13 protein-coding genes, 1 tRNA gene and 4 pseudogenes are annotated in these 17,420 nt (G+C 72.8%); 9 read left to right on the top strand and 9 right to left on the bottom strand.

Translation table 11 applies throughout. The features are described from left to right. Window positions 1–28 precede the first annotated feature (28 nt). Window positions 29–2,566: a glycoside hydrolase family 3 protein gene (locus AC07AW_RS13865; protein ID WP_478815656.1), complete on the top strand. Its 2,538-nt coding sequence runs from the start codon at window positions 29–31 to the stop codon at window positions 2,564–2,566. A gap of 79 nt (window positions 2,567–2,645) precedes the next feature. After that, window positions 2,646–4,334 (top strand): FAD-binding dehydrogenase, encoded by a 1,689-nt coding sequence (locus AC07AW_RS13860; protein WP_478815655.1) that lies wholly within the window; start codon window positions 2,646–2,648, stop codon window positions 4,332–4,334. 117 nt (window positions 4,335–4,451) lie between these two features. Here AC07AW_RS13860 and AC07AW_RS13855 read toward each other — a convergent pair whose 3' ends face one another. The 3 genes from AC07AW_RS13855 to AC07AW_RS13845 all read right to left on the bottom strand — a co-directional run bounded on the left by AC07AW_RS13855 (window position 4,452) and on the right by AC07AW_RS13845 (window position 6,087). Then, the gene (locus tag AC07AW_RS13855; RefSeq protein WP_478815654.1) at window positions 4,452–4,883 is read right to left on the bottom strand and encodes a spore germination protein GerW family protein; all 432 of its coding nucleotides are present in this window, start codon (window positions 4,881–4,883) and stop codon (window positions 4,452–4,454) included. Window positions 4,884–4,970: 87 nt separating this feature from the next. Beyond that, entirely contained in the window at window positions 4,971–5,306 is a 336-nt protein-coding gene (locus AC07AW_RS13850; RefSeq protein WP_478815653.1) for a sulfurtransferase TusA family protein, read from the bottom strand. Window positions 5,307–5,415: 109 nt separating this feature from the next. Further along, entirely contained in the window at window positions 5,416–6,087 is a 672-nt protein-coding gene (locus tag AC07AW_RS13845) for an ArsR/SmtB family transcription factor (RefSeq protein WP_478815652.1), read from the bottom strand. Window positions 6,088–6,184: 97 nt separating this feature from the next. Here AC07AW_RS13845 and AC07AW_RS13840 point away from each other — a divergent pair, with 97 nt between their 5' ends. From AC07AW_RS13840 to AC07AW_RS13830, 3 genes are all read left to right on the top strand, one after another. Beyond that, the gene (locus tag AC07AW_RS13840; protein ID WP_478815651.1) at window positions 6,185–7,564 is read left to right on the top strand and encodes an MBL fold metallo-hydrolase; all 1,380 of its coding nucleotides are present in this window, start codon (window positions 6,185–6,187) and stop codon (window positions 7,562–7,564) included. Continuing rightward, window positions 7,561–8,835 carry an MFS transporter gene (locus AC07AW_RS13835; RefSeq protein ID WP_478815650.1) on the top strand — a complete coding sequence of 425 codons (1,275 nt, stop codon included), beginning with the start codon at window positions 7,561–7,563 and terminating at the stop codon, window positions 8,833–8,835. The genes AC07AW_RS13840 and AC07AW_RS13835 overlap by 4 nt, the downstream gene beginning before the upstream one ends. A 94-nt stretch (window positions 8,836–8,929) precedes the next feature. Further along, complete coding sequence (locus AC07AW_RS13830; RefSeq protein WP_478815649.1) at window positions 8,930–10,387, top strand: NAD(P)/FAD-dependent oxidoreductase; 1,458 nt, start codon at window positions 8,930–8,932, stop codon at window positions 10,385–10,387. Between the two features lie 43 nt (window positions 10,388–10,430). Here AC07AW_RS13830 and AC07AW_RS13825 read toward each other — a convergent pair whose 3' ends face one another. Beyond that, window positions 10,431–11,918, bottom strand: a complete 1,488-nt coding sequence (locus AC07AW_RS13825; RefSeq protein WP_478815648.1) for a membrane-associated oxidoreductase — start codon at window positions 11,916–11,918, stop codon at window positions 10,431–10,433. Between the two features lie 272 nt (window positions 11,919–12,190). Here AC07AW_RS13825 and AC07AW_RS13820 point away from each other — a divergent pair, with 272 nt between their 5' ends. After that, the gene (locus AC07AW_RS13820; protein ID WP_478815647.1) at window positions 12,191–13,030 is read left to right on the top strand and encodes a class I SAM-dependent methyltransferase; all 840 of its coding nucleotides are present in this window, start codon (window positions 12,191–12,193) and stop codon (window positions 13,028–13,030) included. A gap of 228 nt (window positions 13,031–13,258) precedes the next feature. Here AC07AW_RS13820 and AC07AW_RS13815 read toward each other — a convergent pair. Both AC07AW_RS13815 and AC07AW_RS13810 read right to left on the bottom strand, forming a co-directional pair. Continuing rightward, window positions 13,259–13,351 (bottom strand): annotated as a pseudogene (locus AC07AW_RS13815) (hypothetical protein); the annotation flags it as partial. Between the two features lie 44 nt (window positions 13,352–13,395). Further along, on the bottom strand, window positions 13,396–13,722 hold the full coding sequence (locus tag AC07AW_RS13810) for an MFS transporter (protein ID WP_478815646.1): 327 nt from the start codon (window positions 13,720–13,722) through the stop codon (window positions 13,396–13,398). A gap of 283 nt (window positions 13,723–14,005) precedes the next feature. Between AC07AW_RS13810 and AC07AW_RS13805 the strand changes: the two genes are divergently transcribed. Further along, window positions 14,006–14,079, top strand: a tRNA-Ala gene (locus tag AC07AW_RS13805). Window positions 14,080–14,212: 133 nt separating this feature from the next. Here the strand turns inward: AC07AW_RS13805 and AC07AW_RS13800 are convergent. Next, on the bottom strand, window positions 14,213–15,232 hold the full coding sequence (locus AC07AW_RS13800; RefSeq protein WP_478815645.1) for a S66 peptidase family protein: 1,020 nt from the start codon (window positions 15,230–15,232) through the stop codon (window positions 14,213–14,215). Between the two features lie 31 nt (window positions 15,233–15,263). Further along, window positions 15,264–15,476: pseudogene (locus tag AC07AW_RS13795) on the bottom strand (IS630 family transposase); the annotation flags it as partial. 39 nt (window positions 15,477–15,515) lie between these two features. On the opposite strand from AC07AW_RS13795, the pseudogene AC07AW_RS13790 reads away from it, so the two are divergent. Beyond that, window positions 15,516–15,819 (top strand): annotated as a pseudogene (locus AC07AW_RS13790) (transposase); the annotation flags it as partial. A 90-nt stretch (window positions 15,820–15,909) separates the two neighbouring features. Then, window positions 15,910–16,287: a nuclear transport factor 2 family protein gene (locus AC07AW_RS13785; RefSeq protein WP_274346434.1), complete on the top strand. Its 378-nt coding sequence runs from the start codon at window positions 15,910–15,912 to the stop codon at window positions 16,285–16,287. Window positions 16,288–16,358: 71 nt separating this feature from the next. Here AC07AW_RS13785 and AC07AW_RS13780 read toward each other — a convergent pair. After that, a pseudogene (locus tag AC07AW_RS13780) lies at window positions 16,359–17,265 on the bottom strand (IS630 family transposase); the annotation flags it as partial. Window positions 17,266–17,420 lie beyond the last annotated feature (155 nt).

Genomic DNA, 17,420 nt, shown 5'->3' with positions numbered 1-17,420 from the left:
CCACACCACCGTCGCGCAGGAAGTGACCGTGGAACACCGAGACGACGCCACCCTCGCGAAGGCAGAGACCGTGGAGCACCACAATCGTGCCGCCGTCGTCGACGCCGCGCTCGCGCGCCTCGACCTCGACGCCAAGACTCGGCTCCTCGCCGGACAGGACCTCTGGTCGCTGCCCGCCCTTCCCGAGATCGGCCTCGCCTCGCTCGTCATGTCGGACGGCCCGATCGGCGTACGGGGCGTGGCCTGGAGCGCCGACGACCCCTCGCTCGCGCTGCCGAGCCCCACCGCGCTGGCCGCGACCTGGGACCCGGCGCTCGCGCGCCTGGCCGGGCGGCTCCTCGCGCAGGAGGCCCATCGCAAGGGCGTCCACCTGCTGCTCGCGCCCACCGTCAACCTCCACCGCTCCCCGCTCGCGGGGCGGCACTTCGAGTCGTACTCCGAGGACCCGTTCCTCACCGCACGGATCGGTACGGGGTACGTGACCGGCCTCCAGGAGAGCGGTGTCGGGGCGACGGTGAAGCACTTCGTCGCCAACGACGCCGAGACCGAGCGCTTCACCGTCGACAACCACGTCGACGAGCGGACCCTGCGCGAGCTGTACCTGGCCCCGTTCGAGGAGATCGTCCGGGACGCACGCCCGTGGGCGCTGATGTCCGCGTACAACTCCGTGAACGGCTCCACCATGACCGAGCACCGGGACCTCCAGGTGGGCGTCCTGCGCGAGGAGTGGGGCTTCGACGGGGTCGTCGTCTCCGACTGGCTCGCCGCCCGCGACACCGTGCGGGCGATCGAGGGCGGGCTGGACGTGGCCATGCCCGGCCCGCTGACCGTGTTCGGGGCGGCGCTGGCCGCCGCCGTGCGGGACGGCCGCGTGTCCGAGTCGGCCGTCGACACCGCCGTACGCCACGTCCTGACGCTCGCGGCCCGCCTCGGTCTGCTCAAGGGTGCGGCGCCCGAGGTCCCCGAGGGGGACCGACCGGCCCCCGTCGACGGGCGGGCCGTGGCCCGGGAGATCGCCGCCCGCTCCTTCGTGCTGCTCCGCAACGAGGGGCAGGCCCTGCCGCTGGACCTTGCCGCCGTCCGCAGGGTCGCCCTGATCGGCCGGGCGGCCCGCGACGCCCGCTTCCGCGGCGGCGGTTCCGCGACCGTGTACCCGGAGCACGTCGTCGCGCCCCTGGAGGGCCTGCGCGACGCGCTTCCGGAGGATGTCGCCCTCACGTACGCCATGGGGGCCGACCCGGACGACGGACTCGGCGTCGCCGCCCAGGGGTTCCGGCTGCGGGCCGTCCTGCGCGACGCCGCCGGCACGGTCCTCGCCGAGCAGCCGCTCACCCTCGGCCGGGTGCGCTGGATGGACTCGGTGCTGCCCGGGGACGCCGACTACGACGCGCTGGAGACGGTCGAGCTCACCGGTACCTTCACGCCGCTCGACAGCGGCGTCCACCGCTTCGGCACGGGCGGCACCGGCGACTTCCGGCTCACGGTCGACGGGACGGTGGTGTACGACGGGGCCGACCCGGACGGCGCCGACCCGATGGAGGTGCTGACCGGGCGTCCCGTCGCCCGGGGCACCATCGCTCTGGAGGCCGGCCGGACCGTGGAGGTCAGCCTGCTCCACCGCGCGCCGAAGGTCGCCTTCGGCCCGATCCGCGGCGTCGCCTTCGGCCTCACCCACGGCGCCCCCGAACGCGACGGGGACCGGCTGATCGAGGAGGCCGTCGCCGCCGCCCGGGACGCCGACACGGCGGTCGTCGTGGTCGCCACGACCGAGCTCGTCGAGTCCGAGGGCTTCGACCGGGCGAGCCTGCGGCTGCCGGGCCGTCAGGACGAGCTCGTCGCCCGTGTCGCCGCCGTCAACCCCCGTACCGTTGTCGTGGTCAACTCCGGCTCCCCCGTCGAGATGCCGTGGCGGGACGAGGTCGCCGCCGTCCTGCTCACCTGGTTCCCCGGCCAGGAGGGCGGTGCCGCCCTCGCCGACGTCCTCCTCGGCCTGGCGGAACCGGGCGGCCGGCTCCCCACCACCTGGCCCGCCCGGCTGGAGGACGCCCCCGTCACCCGCGTCACCCCCGAGGACGGCGTCCTGCCGTACGACGAGGGCCTCTTCGTCGGCTACCGGGCCTGGGAGCGGCACGCCGCCGCCCCCGCGTACCCCTTCGGCCACGGTCTCGGCTACACCACCTGGGAGTACCTGGCCCTGGAGGCCGCCGAGGGGCGCGCCCGGGTCCGGCTCCGCAACACCGGTGCCCGGCCGGGCCGGGAGACCGTCCAGCTCTACGCCGAGCCCGTCACCCCCGCCGAGGACCGCCCCGCCCGGCGGCTCGCCGCTCTCGCCACCGTCACCGCGGAGCCCGGCGAGACGGTCGACGTCGAGATCGCGCTCGCGGACCGGACCTTCCAGGTCTGGGACGAGGAGGCCCGGGCCTGGGCCGTCGCCCCCGGCCCGTACCTCCTGCACGCGGCGCGCGGCGCGGCCGACCCCGTGCTGACCACACGGCTGACCACCCCGCTGTCCGTCCCACCGTCCGTCCCGATGACCACCCCGCTGTCCGTCCCCGGACGGCCCTGAGACCGCCCCGGGCGCCGGAACCTGACAGCCGGCGCCCGGGGCCCCTCCCTCCCCCACCGCACTCCTGGAAGGACCGCTCGTGCAAGCCGATGTCATCGTCGTCGGAGCCGGACTCGCCGGACTCGTGGCCGCCCACGAGTTGACCTCCCGAGGCCGGAAGGTCGCCCTCGTCGATCAGGAGGGACCGGCCGACCTCGGCGGCCAGGCGCACTGGTCCTTCGGCGGTCTCTTCCTCGTCGACTCGCCCGAGCAGCGGCGGATGGGGGTGAAGGACTCGTTCGAGCTCGCCTGGAGCGACTGGCAGGGCAGCGCGGGCTTCGACCGCCTCGCCGACCCCGGCGACGAGGACACCTGGGGCGTCCGCTGGGCACGCGCGTACGTCGACTTCGCGGCCGGCGAGAAGCGCTCCTGGCTGGCCGGGCACGGCGTCCGTTTCCTGCCCACCGTCGGCTGGGCCGAACGCGGCGGGTTGCGCGCCGACGGCCACGGCAACTCCGTCCCCCGCTTCCATGTCACCTGGGGCACGGGGCCCGCCGTCGTCGCACCGTTCGTCCGCAGCGCCCACGAGGCCGCCGCCGCGGGGCTGCTGCGCTTCCACCACCGCCACCGCGTCGACGAACTCGTCGTGACGGACGGCGTCGTCCACGGTGTACGGGGCACCCTCCTCGCCGACGACCCGGCGCCGCGCGGCACGGCCACCAACCGGGACCGGGTGGGCGACTTCGAACTCACCGCCCAGGCCGTCGTCGTGGCCACCGGAGGCATCGGCGCCGACCACGAACGCGTCCGCCGCCACTGGCCCGAGCGCCTCGGCACGCCTCCCCGGCACATGGTCACCGGCGTCCCCGCGTACGTCGACGGCCGGATGCTCGACATCAGCGCCAGCGCCGGCGCCCGGCTCGTCAACCGCGACCGGATGTGGCACTACACGGAGGGCCTGCGGAACTGGGACCCGGTCTGGCCGGGCCACGGCATCCGGATCCTGCCCGGGCCGTCGCCCCTGTGGCTGGACGCCCTCGGGCGCCGGCTCCCCGACCCGTGCCTGCCGGGCTACGACACGCTCGCCACCCTGTGCCATCTGCGGACGACCCCCGACATCGCGGCGTACGACCACTCCTGGTTCATCGTCACCCAGAAGATCATCGCGAAGGAGTTCGCGCTCTCCGGCTCCGAACAGAACCCCGACATCACCGGCAAGGACCTCACCGCTTTCCTCCGCACCAGGCTGCTCGGCGGATCCGCGGCCCCCGCCCCCGTCGAGGCGTTCAAGCGGCACGGCGCCGACTTCGTCGTCGCCGACACCCTCACCGAGCTCGTCGACGGCATGAACGCACTGACCGAACGTCCGCTGCTCGACACCGGCCTGATACACCGCCAGATCGAGGCCCGCGACCTCCAGATCGCCAACCCGTTCAGCAAGGACACCCAGATCCAGGGCATCCACAACGCCCGCCGCTACCGGGGCGACCGCCTCGGCCGCGCCGCCGCCCCGCACCGGCTCCTCGACCCCGCCGCAGGCCCGCTCATCGGCGTCAAGCTCCACATCCTCACCCGCAAGACCCTCGGCGGCATCCAGACGGATCTCGACTCCCGCGCCCTCGCCGCCGACGGCACCCCGGTCGCCGGCCTCTACGCGGCCGGCGAGGCGGCGGGCTTCGGCGGCGGAGGCGTCCACGGCTACAACGCCCTCGAAGGCACCTTCCTCGGCGGCTGCCTCCTCACCGGCCGCCAGGCCGGCCGCGCGGCGGCACAGGCCGTCGGATCATGACCGTCGACAACCCGCCGCTACCGGGGCCTCGCGTCTCGGGTGGCCCCGATCCACTGCGGGCGCAGGATGACGACAGCGGCTGGTCTGCCGTCCTCCCCGCGGCACGGAGAGCCGGGGTCAGCTCGTTCGGCGCAGGCGCGCCTCTGCGAGGCGCCGGGCGAGCCCCGGGGCGGCGACGGCTGCCAGGGCGGCGGCAAGCGGCACGGCGACGCGTGCCCAGCGGGTGCGGACGGGGTGGTAGGTGGCGGCGCCGTCCTTGATGACGACGAAGCCGCGGGGCCGGGCCACGGCTCCGCCTCCCCCGCCTCCGCCTTCGCCCTTCTCGGCCGGTCCGGCCTCGCGGCCGACGCCACCGCCGAAGCCGAAGACGATCTCGGCGACCGGGATGACGGTGACGCCGCCGCTGGTGACGGGCTCACCGAAGACGGCCCTCACCGAGGCCCTCGCGCCGAGCTTGTCGGCCAGGCGCTCCAGCAGCGCGACGGAGGCGTCGGCAGCGGTCATGTCCGGCAGCGAGGTGTGTCGTGCTGCTTCGTTCGGGCTGGTCATCGGGTGCCTCCCGGGTACGGGCGCGGGGCGGTGTCGAGGAGGTGCGGCGGGTGGGACGGCCAGGTCGGACGTCGGCGTGACCGAGTGTCAGGGTTCGCTCCTGTGCCACGGCGCGTCGGACCTGGTGGGGTGGGCGTCGGCGGACAGCCGCAGAGCGTACACCGGCCCGTCCCCGCCGGTGGCGACGGGGCCGAGGTAGTGGTGGCCGGTCATGTGGCACCAGGCGGGCAGGTCGAGCGGGGCCGCGGGATCGGTGGCGAGGACGTGGACGACCGTGCCCGGCCCGGCGCCGTCGATCTGCTGGCGAAGGCGGAGCAGGAGGGTGACGCAGAGCAGGCCGGTCCCGTCGACGGCGATGTCCGGCGTGGGGCTCCCGGGGTCCGCGACGGTCGCGGTCGCGGTGACGGACCGCGTCGGAGGCACGGGCAGGGAGCCAAGGGAGCCCGTGGTCATCCGAGGTCCCCGGGGTCCGCGGCAGTCGCGGTGACGGACGGCGTCGGAGGCATTGACAGGGAACCAAGGGAGCCCGTGGTCATCCGAGGTCCCCGGTGTCGACGGGCATCTCGGCCAGGCGCCATTCGAGCATGCCGTCGTCGAGGCGGATCGCGCGACGCCCGTGGGCGGTCAGCAGCCGGACGGCGTCGTAGGCGAGGACGCAGTATTCGCCACGGCAGTAGACGACGGTCTCGGTGCCCTCGGGCAGTTCGCCGATGCGGTCGGCGAGTTCGTCGACCGGGATCGAGAGCGCGCCGGGGATGTGTCCGGCGAGGTATTCCTCCACCGGCCGCACGTCCAGCACCACCACGTTCCCGGCTGCGACGCGGGCCCGCAGCTCCTCGCGGGTGACTTCCGCGGCACCGTCGTCCCCGAGGTACGCCTCGCGGGCCGCGGGCACGGCCGCCTGGTGGTTCTCGGCGACCTTGCGCAGCAGTGCGAACAGCTGGGCGACGTCTTCGCCGGCGAGCCGGTAATGGATACGTACGCCTTCCCGGCGGGTCGCGACGAGTCCGGCCTGCTTGAGCGTCTGCAGGTGCGCCGAGGCGGTCGTCAGGTTCAGCCCGGCCGCCCTCGCCAGCGCGTCGACGGTGCGCTCGCCCTGGGCGAGCAGATCGAGCAGCTCCAGACGTTTCCCGCTGGCCAACGCCTTGCCGCTGGCCGCGAACGCGTCGTAGAGCTCCGCCTTCGAGCCGGTGGTGGTCTTCACCAAGACATCCTCCATAAATCCATGGAATATTGTAAGTGATGAGGGACGCTGTGACCACACGCCCGTTCGCCTCACAGTCGATCTTGGGAGAACCACCGTGGGCTTCACCGACGACCACCTGATTCCGCTGGTCGACAAGGGTCTGGGCAACAGCGCCTACCTCGTCGACCTGGGCGACGGCCGCGCCCTGGCCGTCGACGCCGCCCGCGACCTGCGGGCCCTGCACGCCGCCGCCGAGCGGCGCGGCCTGACCGTCGCGTACGCGGCCGACACGCACCTGCACGCGGACTTCCTCTCCGGAGCCCTGCAGCTCGGCCACGACCACGGCGCCACGGTCCTGGCGTCCGCCGCCGGCCGCCGCGCCTTCGCGCATCAGGGCCTGGCCGACGAGGACGAGGTCGACCTCGGCGGACTGACCCTGCGGGCGCTGGCCACCCCCGGGCACACCGACGAACACCTCTCCTTCCTCCTGCTCGACGGCGACCGGGAGCTCGGGGTCTTCACGGGCGGCTCGCTGATCGTGAACTCCGCCGCCCGCACCGACCTCCTCGGCGCCGACCGCACCGAGGAGCTGGCCCGCGCCCAGTACCGCTCCCTCAAGCGGCTGACGCGGCTGCCGGACGCGACCGCCGTGTGGCCCACCCACGGCGCCGGCTCGTTCTGCTCCGCCCCGACCGGCAGTGAGCGCACCACGACCATCGGCGCGCAGAAGCAGGCGAACCCGCTGCTCGCCGCACCCGACGAGGAAACGTTCGTCCGGCGGCTGACCGACAGCCTGGGCACCTACCCCGCCTACTTCGACCGGCTGGCCGAGGCCAACCGGCGCGGTCCCGCGGTCCTGACCGGCACCCCGCTGCTGCCCGTCCTCACCCCCGGGCAGGTCGGCGCCCTGCTCGCCGACGGCGGCTACGTCGTCGACGTCCGCCCGGCGACCGACTACGCCGGCGGCCACATCCCCGGATCCGTGTCCATCCCGCTCCGCGGCCAGTTCGCCACCTGGCTGGGCTGGCTCCTGCCCGACACCGCCCCGATCGCCTTCGTCACCAGCAAGGACCAGGACCTGAACGAGATCGTCTGGCAGGCGTACAAGATCGGCTACGAGCGGCTCGCGGGCCGCCTCGCCGGCGGCATGACCGCCTGGCTGGCCGACGGCAACCCCCAGACCGCCACGCCGTTCGTCACGGCCGATCGCGCCGCGGACCGCCCCTACCTCGACGTACGACAGGAAGGGGAGTTCATCGCCGGCCACGTGCCGGGCGCCACGCACATCGAGCTCGGCAGCCTGACCGCCCAGGTCGCCGGCGCCCCCGTCGGGGCGGTCGTGGCCTGCGCCCACGGCCAGCGCGCCATCACGGCCGCCAGCCTGCTGGAACGTGCCGGGCACACCGACATCGCCGTCCTCGACGGCGGACCCGCCCAGTACGCCGCCGCCCAGGGGCAGCGGCTCGTCGAGGGCGCGGAGGACACGCGCCGGTGAACGCCACCTCCACGACCACACCCACCGACGCCTCAGGGCGGCCCGTCCGGCTCGGACTGGGGGAGAACCGGCTCCAGTTCACCCTCCTCGTCATCGTCAACATGTGCGTCGGCGGCCTCGTCGGGCTCGAACGCACCACCGTCCCGCTCATCGGCACCGAGACCTTCGGCCTGACCAGCGACCTCGCCGTCTTCTCCTTCATCATCGCCTTCGGCCTCACCAAGGCCCTGACGAACCTCGCCGCCGGCGCGCTCACGGCGCGCTTCCGCCGCAGACAACTCCTCGTCGCCGGCTGGCTGATCGGCATACCCGTCCCCTTCGTTCTCGCCTGGGCGCCGTCGTGGGGCTGGATCGTGGCCGCCAACGTCCTGCTGGGTGCCAACCAGGGCCTGACGTGGTCGATGACCGTCAACATGAAGATCGACCTGGTCGGGCCCGCCCGCAGGGGCCTGGCCACCGGCCTGAACGAGGCCGCCGGCTACACCGCCGTCGGCGCCACCGCCCTGCTCACGGGCTACCTCGCCACCGCCTACGGCCTGCGCCCCGTACCCGAACTCATCGGCGTCGTCTTCGTCGTCGCGGGCCTCGCCCTGGCCCTCGTCGTCCGTGACACCGCCGCCCACGTCGCCCTCGAACTCGCCCAGCACCCCAAGCCCCTGCCCGCCGGGGAGCAGACAGGTCTGGCCGCCACGTTCGCCCGCACCTCCTGGCGTGACCGCTCGCTACGCGGCGCCAGCCAGGCCGGCCTGGTCAACAACCTCAACGACGGCCTGACCTGGGGAGTCTTCCCGCTCCTGTTCACCGACCACGGCCTGGGGCTCGCCGCCGTCGGCCTGATCAAGGGCCTCTACCCGATCCTGTGGGGCATCGGTCAGATACCCACCGGCCACCTCGCGGACCGCATCGGCCGCAAACCCCTCATCGTCACCGGCATGCTCGTCCAGGCCGCCGGCTTCGTCCTCGCCCTCGCCCTCCTTGACACCCCGCTGCTCGCGGGCGTCCTCTCCGCCGTCGCCCTCGGCATCGGCACCGCCATGGTCTACCCCGCCCTCATCGCCTCCGTGTCCGACCACGCCCACCCCGCCTGGCGTGCCAACGCCCTGGGCACCTACCGCTTCTGGCGCGACATCGGCTACGCCGCCGGAGCCCTCGTCGCCGGTCTCCTCGCCGACGCCTTCGGCCTCGACGCCACCGTCATCGCCGCCGCCGCACTCACCGCCGCATCGGGCCTCCTCGCCGCCCGCTGGATCACCGACCGCACGGCGGCCTGACCCACACCGCGCGTGACCTCCGGCAGCGGCACGGCAGGTGTGCTCCGGAACGCGGAGGGAAGCCTGTGAGGCGACGCGTACGGGAGGGGAAGCTGTGGCGGACGTGGACGTCGACGTGGTGGTCGTGGGCGCGGGGGTACTGGGCAGGTCGGTCGCGTACGCCCTGGCCTGTGCCGAACCGGAGTTACGGATCGTGTTGTCGGACCGACGCGGTCCCGGCGCCTCGCGGGCAGCGGGCGCCATGCTCGGCGTGCTGGGCGAGGTGACGGCGGCCGGCATGCGGACCCGGCACGGCGAACTCCGCCTGAGGATGGCGGTGGAGGCCGCCGCGCGCTGGCCGGCCTGGCGCGAGGGCGTACGGGAACGGGCCGGGGCGGCGGCTCCCGCGGACGGGTTCGGGGCGGGGACGTACGTCGTGCTGAACACGGTGTCCGGGCCGCTGGACGAATCGGCGGTCGAGGCCATGCACGCGGCCGGCGCCCGCTACGGACTGCCCGTCGAGGAGAGCGCCGTCCCGGACCTCCCCGCGTACCGGCCGCTGGACAACGACCGGGCGCTGCGGGCCGTCTTCCTGCCCCAGGAACGGTTCTTGGACGCACGACGCTGGCTGCAGAGCCTGGACGCGGCGCTCCGAGCGCTGCCGAACGTGCACCGCACCGGGACCGGCCGGCTGCGCACTCACGCAACCGGGTACGAACTCGCCACGCGCGCGGGCACGTTCAGGGCGGGCCGGGTCGTCGTCGCGGCCGGTGCGTGGTCGAGCGCGCTCCTGGAACGTGTCGACCCGGAACTGCCCGTCCTGCCGGTGGTCGCGGCGGAAGGCAGCGCCGTCACCCTCCGCCCCACCGCCGCCGCCCTCGTGCCGCCGGTGGTGTTACGCACCCCCAATCGCGCGTACGCGTGCGGGCTCCACGCCGTCCCGCAGGCCGACGGCACCTGGTACCTCGGCGCCTCCGCCGCACCCGCACTCCACCCCGGCGACGCACCGACCGCCGGCGCGCTGCACTTCCTCCTCGGCGCGGGTCTCGGCCAGCTGCACCACGGTCTGACGAGCGCGAGGATCGACCGGATCCACCATGGCAACCGCCCTGTGGGCCTCGACGGACACCCGCTCCTGGGGAACGCCGGACGCCCCGGCCTGTGGGTGGCCACCGGCACGCACCGCGACGGCCTGCACGCCTCCCCGCTGATCGCCCAGGAACTCGCCGCCGAGATCCTGCACGGCGAACCGAGCCCCTGGCTCGCCCCGTGGCAGCCGAACCGGAAGCCGATCTCCGACTGGACGACCGCCGAGGCCGTCGAGGAGGCGGCGGCCCACCACGCGGCCCTCGCCGCCGAGTCCCGCATGCGCCCACCGCTGACCGGCGACTGGCCCGGCCTGCTCGCCGGCGCCTACCGGCAGCTCATGGAGCAGACGTACGCACGGATGCCGGACGTCTACGTCCTCCCCCCGGAGCTCGCCCCGCTCGGCTACGAACACGGGCCAACCCTCGCGAAACTCGCCCAGCGCCACCTCGACCGCCTGGGGGGCGGGCAGAGCCCCTGCCACTGAGTGCACCCGGGCTTCGCACCGCACCGGGTAGGACACCTCAGTCTCACGGACTCCCTCCGGGGCCTCCCCCTCGGCTGATGGTCCGGGTCACGCCGGCGAAGACGGTCGTGGCCAGCACCCACCCGGCGACGACGAGCGCGTAGGAGAGCGTCTGGTACCAGCCCTTCGGGGCGAAGGCGCCCTCCTGGCCGAAGGAGATCACCGGCAGCAGCAGGTCGAGCGTGAAGAACACCGGGTTGAAGTCGGGGGTCTCGTCCGCCTTGAGCGGGGGCGGGTGGTGGAGGCCGTAGACGACCGATCCGACGGCGAGCAGGGACAGCAGCCAGAAGCCCGCAAGCAGCGGGCGGAAGCCGTAACCGACCGTGACCTCCTGCAGATGTCCCCAGACACGGCCCTGCCAGGGGAGGGTGCGGCGGTGCCTGCGGAGCTTGGCCAGCTGGACGACGCGCGCGGCGCGGTCGTCGCCGACCCGCAGGAAGGAGCCGGCGAGCTGCTCGTAGCCGTGCGGCAGATATCCCTCGCTCTCGCTGTCCAGCATGGGAAGACGGCGCTCCGCGGGCTCGTGCGGGGTGAGCGTGGTGTAGGAGAGCCCGTTGAACATCACCTGGTCCGGCAGCACGTCCGGTTCGAGGAACAGCACGTCGATCTGCGTGCGCCGCAGGTTCAGCATGCCTTCCATGGGCGGTCCCTTGCGCAGCCAGAGCTCGCCGATGGCGCAGCTGCTCGCGCGCAGGGCCGCGTCGCCGGGGTTCGACAGATGGGCGTACGACAGGTCGAGCCGCCCCGGGACACGGGCGCCCCGGAGACCGATCCAGCCTTGTGTGCGTACGTTCCGCATGAGGAGGTCGCTGCCCACGACGAGCGTCTCCGCGTCCAGAGCGGGGCCACCGGGGTTGTCGAGCCTCGCGTCGTCGAGGGTGACCGATCCGGCGACCGAGGCGCCGCTGAGACGCACCTCGCCGTGCGCGCGCAGTCGGGGGGCCCACAGGTTGTCGCCGATGGTCGCGTGGCCGAGGCGGAGCGCGGGCCACTCGGTGATGTCCGGCGGGGTGATCTCGCATCCGTCCATGAACAGCGCCCCGTCGATGCGCGCCCCGCCGAACCGCACCAGCCCGCGGAACCGGCAGCCGGACATCTGCACCATGCCCTCCACCCGCACGCTGGCAGCCGCCAGACCGGGCAGGACGGAGCCGTTCAGGGTCAGCTGGAGCAGCCTGGCGGCGTAGAGGAGGGGCGTCTCCTCGAAGTAGCAGTCGCTCAGCCGCAGGGCGTGCTCGATCGTGCCGTACGCCAGATCGAGGGTTCCGGTGATCCGCGCGCCCGCCAGCTTGAGGGCGGGTATCTCCCCGTGCTCCACCGGGCCGCTGAGGAGCAGGCTCCGCAGCACCTCGGCGCGGACGGTCCGCTCAGGGCCCCAGTCCGCTCCCTGTGCCGCGTCCTCGCCGTCCGCCGCACGGAGGTCGACGGAGGCACCTTTGGGGAAGGCGTGCCACACCCTCAGCTCGGCAGGAGAAAGATCATTCGTATCCACCTGCCGGGACTCTGGCGCCACGGCCTCAGGCTGTCAACACCGCGTCGGGTGGGGTCGTCGAGGACAGGGCCCTGGGTCCTGGGTCCGCAAGCCGGCCCACACGCTTCGCCGTCGCCGCCGGCGGGGCCGGGGCGGCTCCTTCCATGACCCGAATGCCCCAGGCGCGGCGCGCCCCGCCCGTACGGACCGGAGGATGGGAAGAACCGGCGGCAGCGCTTCCGTACCGCCGCCGCCGCACTTCCCCAGCAGCACTCCGCGGAAAGGGGTCCGTCATGACGTCGAGAGAGTCGCTCGACGACCCCTCCGGGGGCCGTTACGGCGAGGACGTGTTCCGGCCCGAGCAGCCCGGCGAAGGTGAGCGGATCGATCTGGGGGCGCTCGCGTACGACGATCTCACCCTGACGCGGCTGCGCGCCCTGGGCGCCGGGCCGGGGTGGCGCTGCCTGGACGTCGGTGCCGGTACGGGCACGGTCTCGCGGCGCTTGCTGCGCGAGGCGGAGGTGGCGGGCGTGCTGGCCGTCGACCGGGATGTGCGGTTCCTCGCCGAGCGGCCCGTACCCGGCCTCGACGTGCTCCAGGCCGACATCACCGCCCCGGACTTCGCGCCGGGCCGGTTCGACCTGGTCCACGCGCGGTTCGTGCTGATGCATCTGCCGGAGCCCGAGCGGATGGTGTCGGCACTGGCCGGGCTGGTGGCGCCGGGCGGGATTCTGGTGCTCAGCGACGCGGTGGATCTGACCAGCGACCGTACGGGGGCCGACACGCCGTACGCCGCGGCGATGCGCGCGATGTGGCAGGGGCTGCGCGCCTCCATCGGCACGGACGTCTCCTGGGTGCCGTCGTATCCGCAGCTGCTGCGCGCGGCCGGCCTGAGGGCGGTCGGCGCGGAGATGTACGTGCCGCCGCTGCTGCGGGGAAGTCCGATCAGCCGTTTCTGGGCGGACACGTGGGAGCGGAGCCGGGCGTCGATGGTCGCCACCGGGCTGATCGACGGCCCGGGCATCGACGCGGCGGCCCGCTACCTGGACTCGGACGCGTGCGCCGCCTTGTCCGCCGGAATGCTCACCGCCTGGGGCCGCAAACCGGGCCCGCCGAAGACCCCGGCGCAGTGACGCCCCCGGGACCGTGACGAGCGCCGTACGGTACGGAGGGCCGCCACCACCCTCGCGGGCCGCGCGACCGACCGAACCGGCAGGACATCTCCAAGCGTGCGGGAGCGCTCCCCGACGCTCCTGGCCACCCGCATGGAGGACGGCGGGCCGCTGTCCCGTAACTCGCAGGATGACGCCGCGCCAGTCGGTGACGGCCGCCAACTGTCCGCCGAGTACCGGCCCGATGATCGGCGCGAGCCCGCCGATCATGGTCAGCCGGCTGTAGTAGCGGACGAGCTTTCCGCCGGAGTAGAGGTCGCGGCCCGCGGCCTGGGCGATCACAATGCCCACCGCTCCGGCGAGCCCCTGGAGGAACCGGGCGGCGATCAGCGTCCCACCGTCGGGCTCACCGCGCCCAGCACCGCCGTGACGAGGTACGCGGCGACGCCGACCAGCAGCGGGCGGCGACGGCCGAGCCGGTCCGACAGCGGCCCCGCGACGACCTGCCCCAGGGCCGGGCCCCGCAGGCAGGCGGTGACGGTCAGCTGTGCGGTCGAGGTCGCCGCGCCCAGATCACTGGTCAGGGCGGGCAGGACCGGGAAGTACCGATCCATCGAGAACGGCCCGAAGACGGTGAGCAGCGCGAGGACGACGGCCAGGGCGCGGGCGACCTTCCGCTCGCGCGGGGCGTTCGGGAGCACGGCGGTGCGCACAGGACTCCCAGGGAAGAGGGTTGCTCCGGCTCGGCGGACGAACCGCCGCACTCGAGAAGACCGTTCTCCGCGGGGAAGAGGGAGTTTCCGTCGAAGGGTGTACGGGCAGTACATGCCGGTCGCGGATCGGTGCCGCTCCGCGCCCTGGACGCCCGAGGTGCGGGACTGCCGCCCCGGGCGCTCCTCGTACCGATGTCTGTGATGCCGTCACGCCTTGCGGTCTGTCGGCCCTCGATTATTCGAGGCGGCGGAGTGATGACGCTCGTATGATCCCTGACGGGATGGGGCTCGTAGCGCAGGGGTTGTCGCGCCTTCACCGCATGTGGGAGGACGCCGGTTCGAATCCGGTCAGCCCCATCCTGCTCATTCTCCGACGGGCACCTTCCCGGCAGGGCTGTCGATGACACCCGGACTCAGCGGCGGCGGTCACGAAAGCGTGAGTTGGCCCCGGGGTGCTGCCGGGGGCCGTCGGTTCGCTGATCCGCAGTGCTCAGCTGACCGGTCCCGTCATTGCGTGCGGCGCTACCGCCGGTTCGAGCAGCGACAACGTTCGCTGCTGCGCATCGAGGCCGACGCGGATGCCGACCGGCATCGGCAGATTCGGGCCGGCATGGCCGAACTCGACGTTGCCGAGGACCGGGATGTCACGGTGGCCGAGGACGTCGAGGACGATCTCGGGCAGGGTCGGGGACGCGCCGGGCTCGAGTCCACTGATCTCGCGCGGAACGCCCACGATCATGCCGGAGATCCGATCGAGGATGCCGCAGTGTCGCATTACCTGCAGATAGCTCCACACGTGCGATGCCAGGCCGCCCGTCTCCTCCCAGAACAGCACCGCACCATCGAACCATTCGAGTGGCAGCGCGAAAGGCGTCGCCTGTGCCAGCACGATGCGATTGATCACCCCGCCGATCAGCCGGCCTTCGACACGACCAGGACGCCAGCACTCCCACGACGGGCTCGCAGGCAGCGCACCGACCGCCTCGGTGCCGGTCAGCAGCCTGGAGTAGAGCTTCTCGAGTTCCGCCTGGCGCGCCACGGACGCAGACTGCCAGTGCCCGCCGAAGCCGGGGACGGCCATGTCGGCATGGAACCCGACCAGACCCGTGCGCGCATAGAGCACCAGATGCAGCAGTGAGATGTCGCTGTAGCCGAGGATCGGCTTGGGGTCGGCCCTGATCGCCTCGACGTCGATCAGGTCGAGGTAGCCGAGCGCCGTCTGGCCGCCGTCACTCGCGACGATCGCGCGCACCTCGGGATCACGCAGAAGACCATTGAGCTCCCCGGCGATCTCCGCCGGCGTGGCCGCGCTCCACCAATGGCGGCGTCCTGCTTCGAGTAGCGGAGCCTTACGCACGCGGAATCCCATCCGTTTGAGCACCACCACCGTCTGCTCGACGGCGGGCTCGTAAGCGGCCGGCAGCGGACCGGACAGCGATGCGATGACAACGAGATCTCCGGGCCTCAGGGCACGCGGTCGAAGCAGTTGAGGCAATGCAGAACCGGTCATGGCGTCAGTGTCGCCGGTGCCATTGGTAGGGTCACGCGATTTTCGCCGGTCGTCCGCCCCAGCGGATGCCCTTCTCGCTGCGGATGCGGGCGCGTTCGCGGCGTTGGGCGGTCAGGACGTCGGGGTGGCGGGCGTTGGCGTTGCGCCGGCGCAGGTAGGCGTGCAACGCGCGGGGCTGGACCGTGTGGTTCGGGTGCTTCGAGTTCGCGAGGGTGAACTGCCGCAGTGGCCCGAAGTGCGCCTCGCCGCAGGCCAGGCGGGCGACGCCCCAGCCTTCGAGAACGTCATGGCCGGCATCCGTGTTCCGCGAAGCGGCCCAGGAAGACCGAGGACCCGACCCGACACCGTGCCGGCGGACCGCGCGTACTCATCCCGCGCGATCCGAAATCACCTACGCCGACGTGGAATCCGCGCTGTCATCCCCCCAACCGTCCGACCAGATTGGCCACCGTCTGCGGCGAGGCCGCGTCGGCGGTCGCCTACCGGCTTTCGACGCCGAGGCGCATAAACAGCGCAATAGGGTCGAGCGATGCATCAATCGGCTGAAGCAGTGGCGCGGCCTGGCCATGCGAACGGACAAGTTCGCCATCGCCCAGTGCTGCGACCGGGATGGTTCACCGCGATCGGAAGGCGGCTCGTGGGACGAGCGCACGCGAAACGGCTGGTATTACTGGGGCATGCAGGAAGAGACCGCACGCTCCGCGATCGACACGTTCATCTCCGCGTTCAACGCCTCGGACGACAGCTATGTGACTGCCCTGCTCTCCCAGGCCCTGACCTCAGACGTGGTCTTCTGGGGGCCGTTGGGCCGCAGCGAAGGAATCGCGGCGGTCGAGCAGTTCGTGCTGGACATCCGGCGCCACCCGGCGGGGACCGGCACGATGGTGCGCTGCTCAGCGGTGGACATGCCTGACGAGTGGGCCCGGTACCAGTGGGTCTTCACCACGCCTGATGGAGGCCCCCGGCTGGCGGGAACGGACGTCGTCCATCTGCGACGGAGCCTCATCGACCAGGTCATCGTCTTCGCGGGGGAGATTGAGCCGTCCGCCTCCTGAGTCATCCTTCTGTCGCTGTCCTTCTCCTGAACTTGCCCCTTCGGCGTTCGGGAGCTGCGGTTCGCGGTTGGTCAGGCTGCGGTGTTGAGGGGGCGTCCGCCCCAGCGGATGCCCTTTTCGCTGCGGATGCGGGCGCGTTCCTTGCGTTGGGCGGCGAGTACGTCGGGGTGGCGGGCGTTGGTGTTGCGCCAGCGCAGGTAGCGGTGCAGTGCCTGGGTTTGCGCGGGGTGGCTGCGGCGGTGGGAGTTGGCCAGGGTGATGTAGATCGGGCCTCCGCCGGGTCGGGCGGCGCGGATCGACTTGAGCGCGGCCAGGGTGTTGGCGGTGCCCTTGCGGCGGCGGTTGACGCCCCACAGGCGGTCGTCGCCCACGGAGTAGCAGCCGTGGAGGTAGGTGACGCCGTGGGTGCGGCGGTAGGTCGCCGGCAGCCGGTTTGGCTTGCCCTGCTTCGCCCAGCAGGAGCCTGCGGTGGGCCGCATCCCCAGGGGCCCGAACTCGTCGAAGGCGAAGACCCGGTCCGGGAAGCGTTCCAGCACCTGCTCGATACGGTCGAGCTTGGCGTCGCGATCAGGGTCGGGTGACTCCTTCCAGGTCTTGGTGCGCTGGAAGGTGATGCCACGGCGCCGGAGCAGGCACCGTAAGGCTTCACGGCCGATGCGGATGACACGTCCGTGCACTTCCCAGGTAGGCGGCGAGTTTGCGGATCGACCAGCGGGTGAAGGGCTGGCCGAGCTTGCTGGGGCGAGTGGTGGCCGTCCGCATGACGAACTCCTCGTCATCACGACTGAGTAGGCGGGGACGGCCTCCCGCCCACTGAGGGTCCAGGCAGGTCAGGCCGATCTCGTTGAAGCGGTGGATCACATCGCGCACGGTGTCCTCGTCGGCCTGGACCAGCTGGGCGATCACCGGAACCCGGTTCCCACCCGCCAAGGCGAGCAGCATCATCGCGCGCCGGTAGGGCACCGAACTCGTGCCACCGACGCCGCCGACGCACCCGAGGAAGTGAACAGCGACGCCTTCGGCGCCTGGCTGTTCAAGATCAAGCCGGCGGTCGGTGCCGGCACCGACAACCTGCTTGACGCCGACGCCTACGCGAAGTGGATCGGCTGATCTCACTGCGCGACCCCTCCGCT

The sequence above is a fragment of the Streptomyces sp. NPDC044003 genome (assembly GCF_056435185.1).
Note: the sequence above shows the minus strand (reverse complement) of the source record. Positions and strands in the feature narration are given on the sequence as shown.

What these genes read in the sequence shown, in the direction of transcription:
- AC07AW_RS13800 (WP_478815645.1), bottom strand. Translation starts at nt 15,232, where the DNA reads ATGACCGGTTCTGCATTGCCTCAACTGCTTCGACCGCGTGCCCTGAGG.
- AC07AW_RS13820 (WP_478815647.1), top strand. Translation starts at nt 12,191, where the DNA reads ATGACGTCGAGAGAGTCGCTCGACGACCCCTCCGGGGGCCGTTACGGC.
- AC07AW_RS13855 (WP_478815654.1), bottom strand. Translation starts at nt 4,883, where the DNA reads ATGACCAGCCCGAACGAAGCAGCACGACACACCTCGCTGCCGGACATG.
- AC07AW_RS13785 (WP_274346434.1), top strand. Translation starts at nt 15,910, where the DNA reads ATGCAGGAAGAGACCGCACGCTCCGCGATCGACACGTTCATCTCCGCG.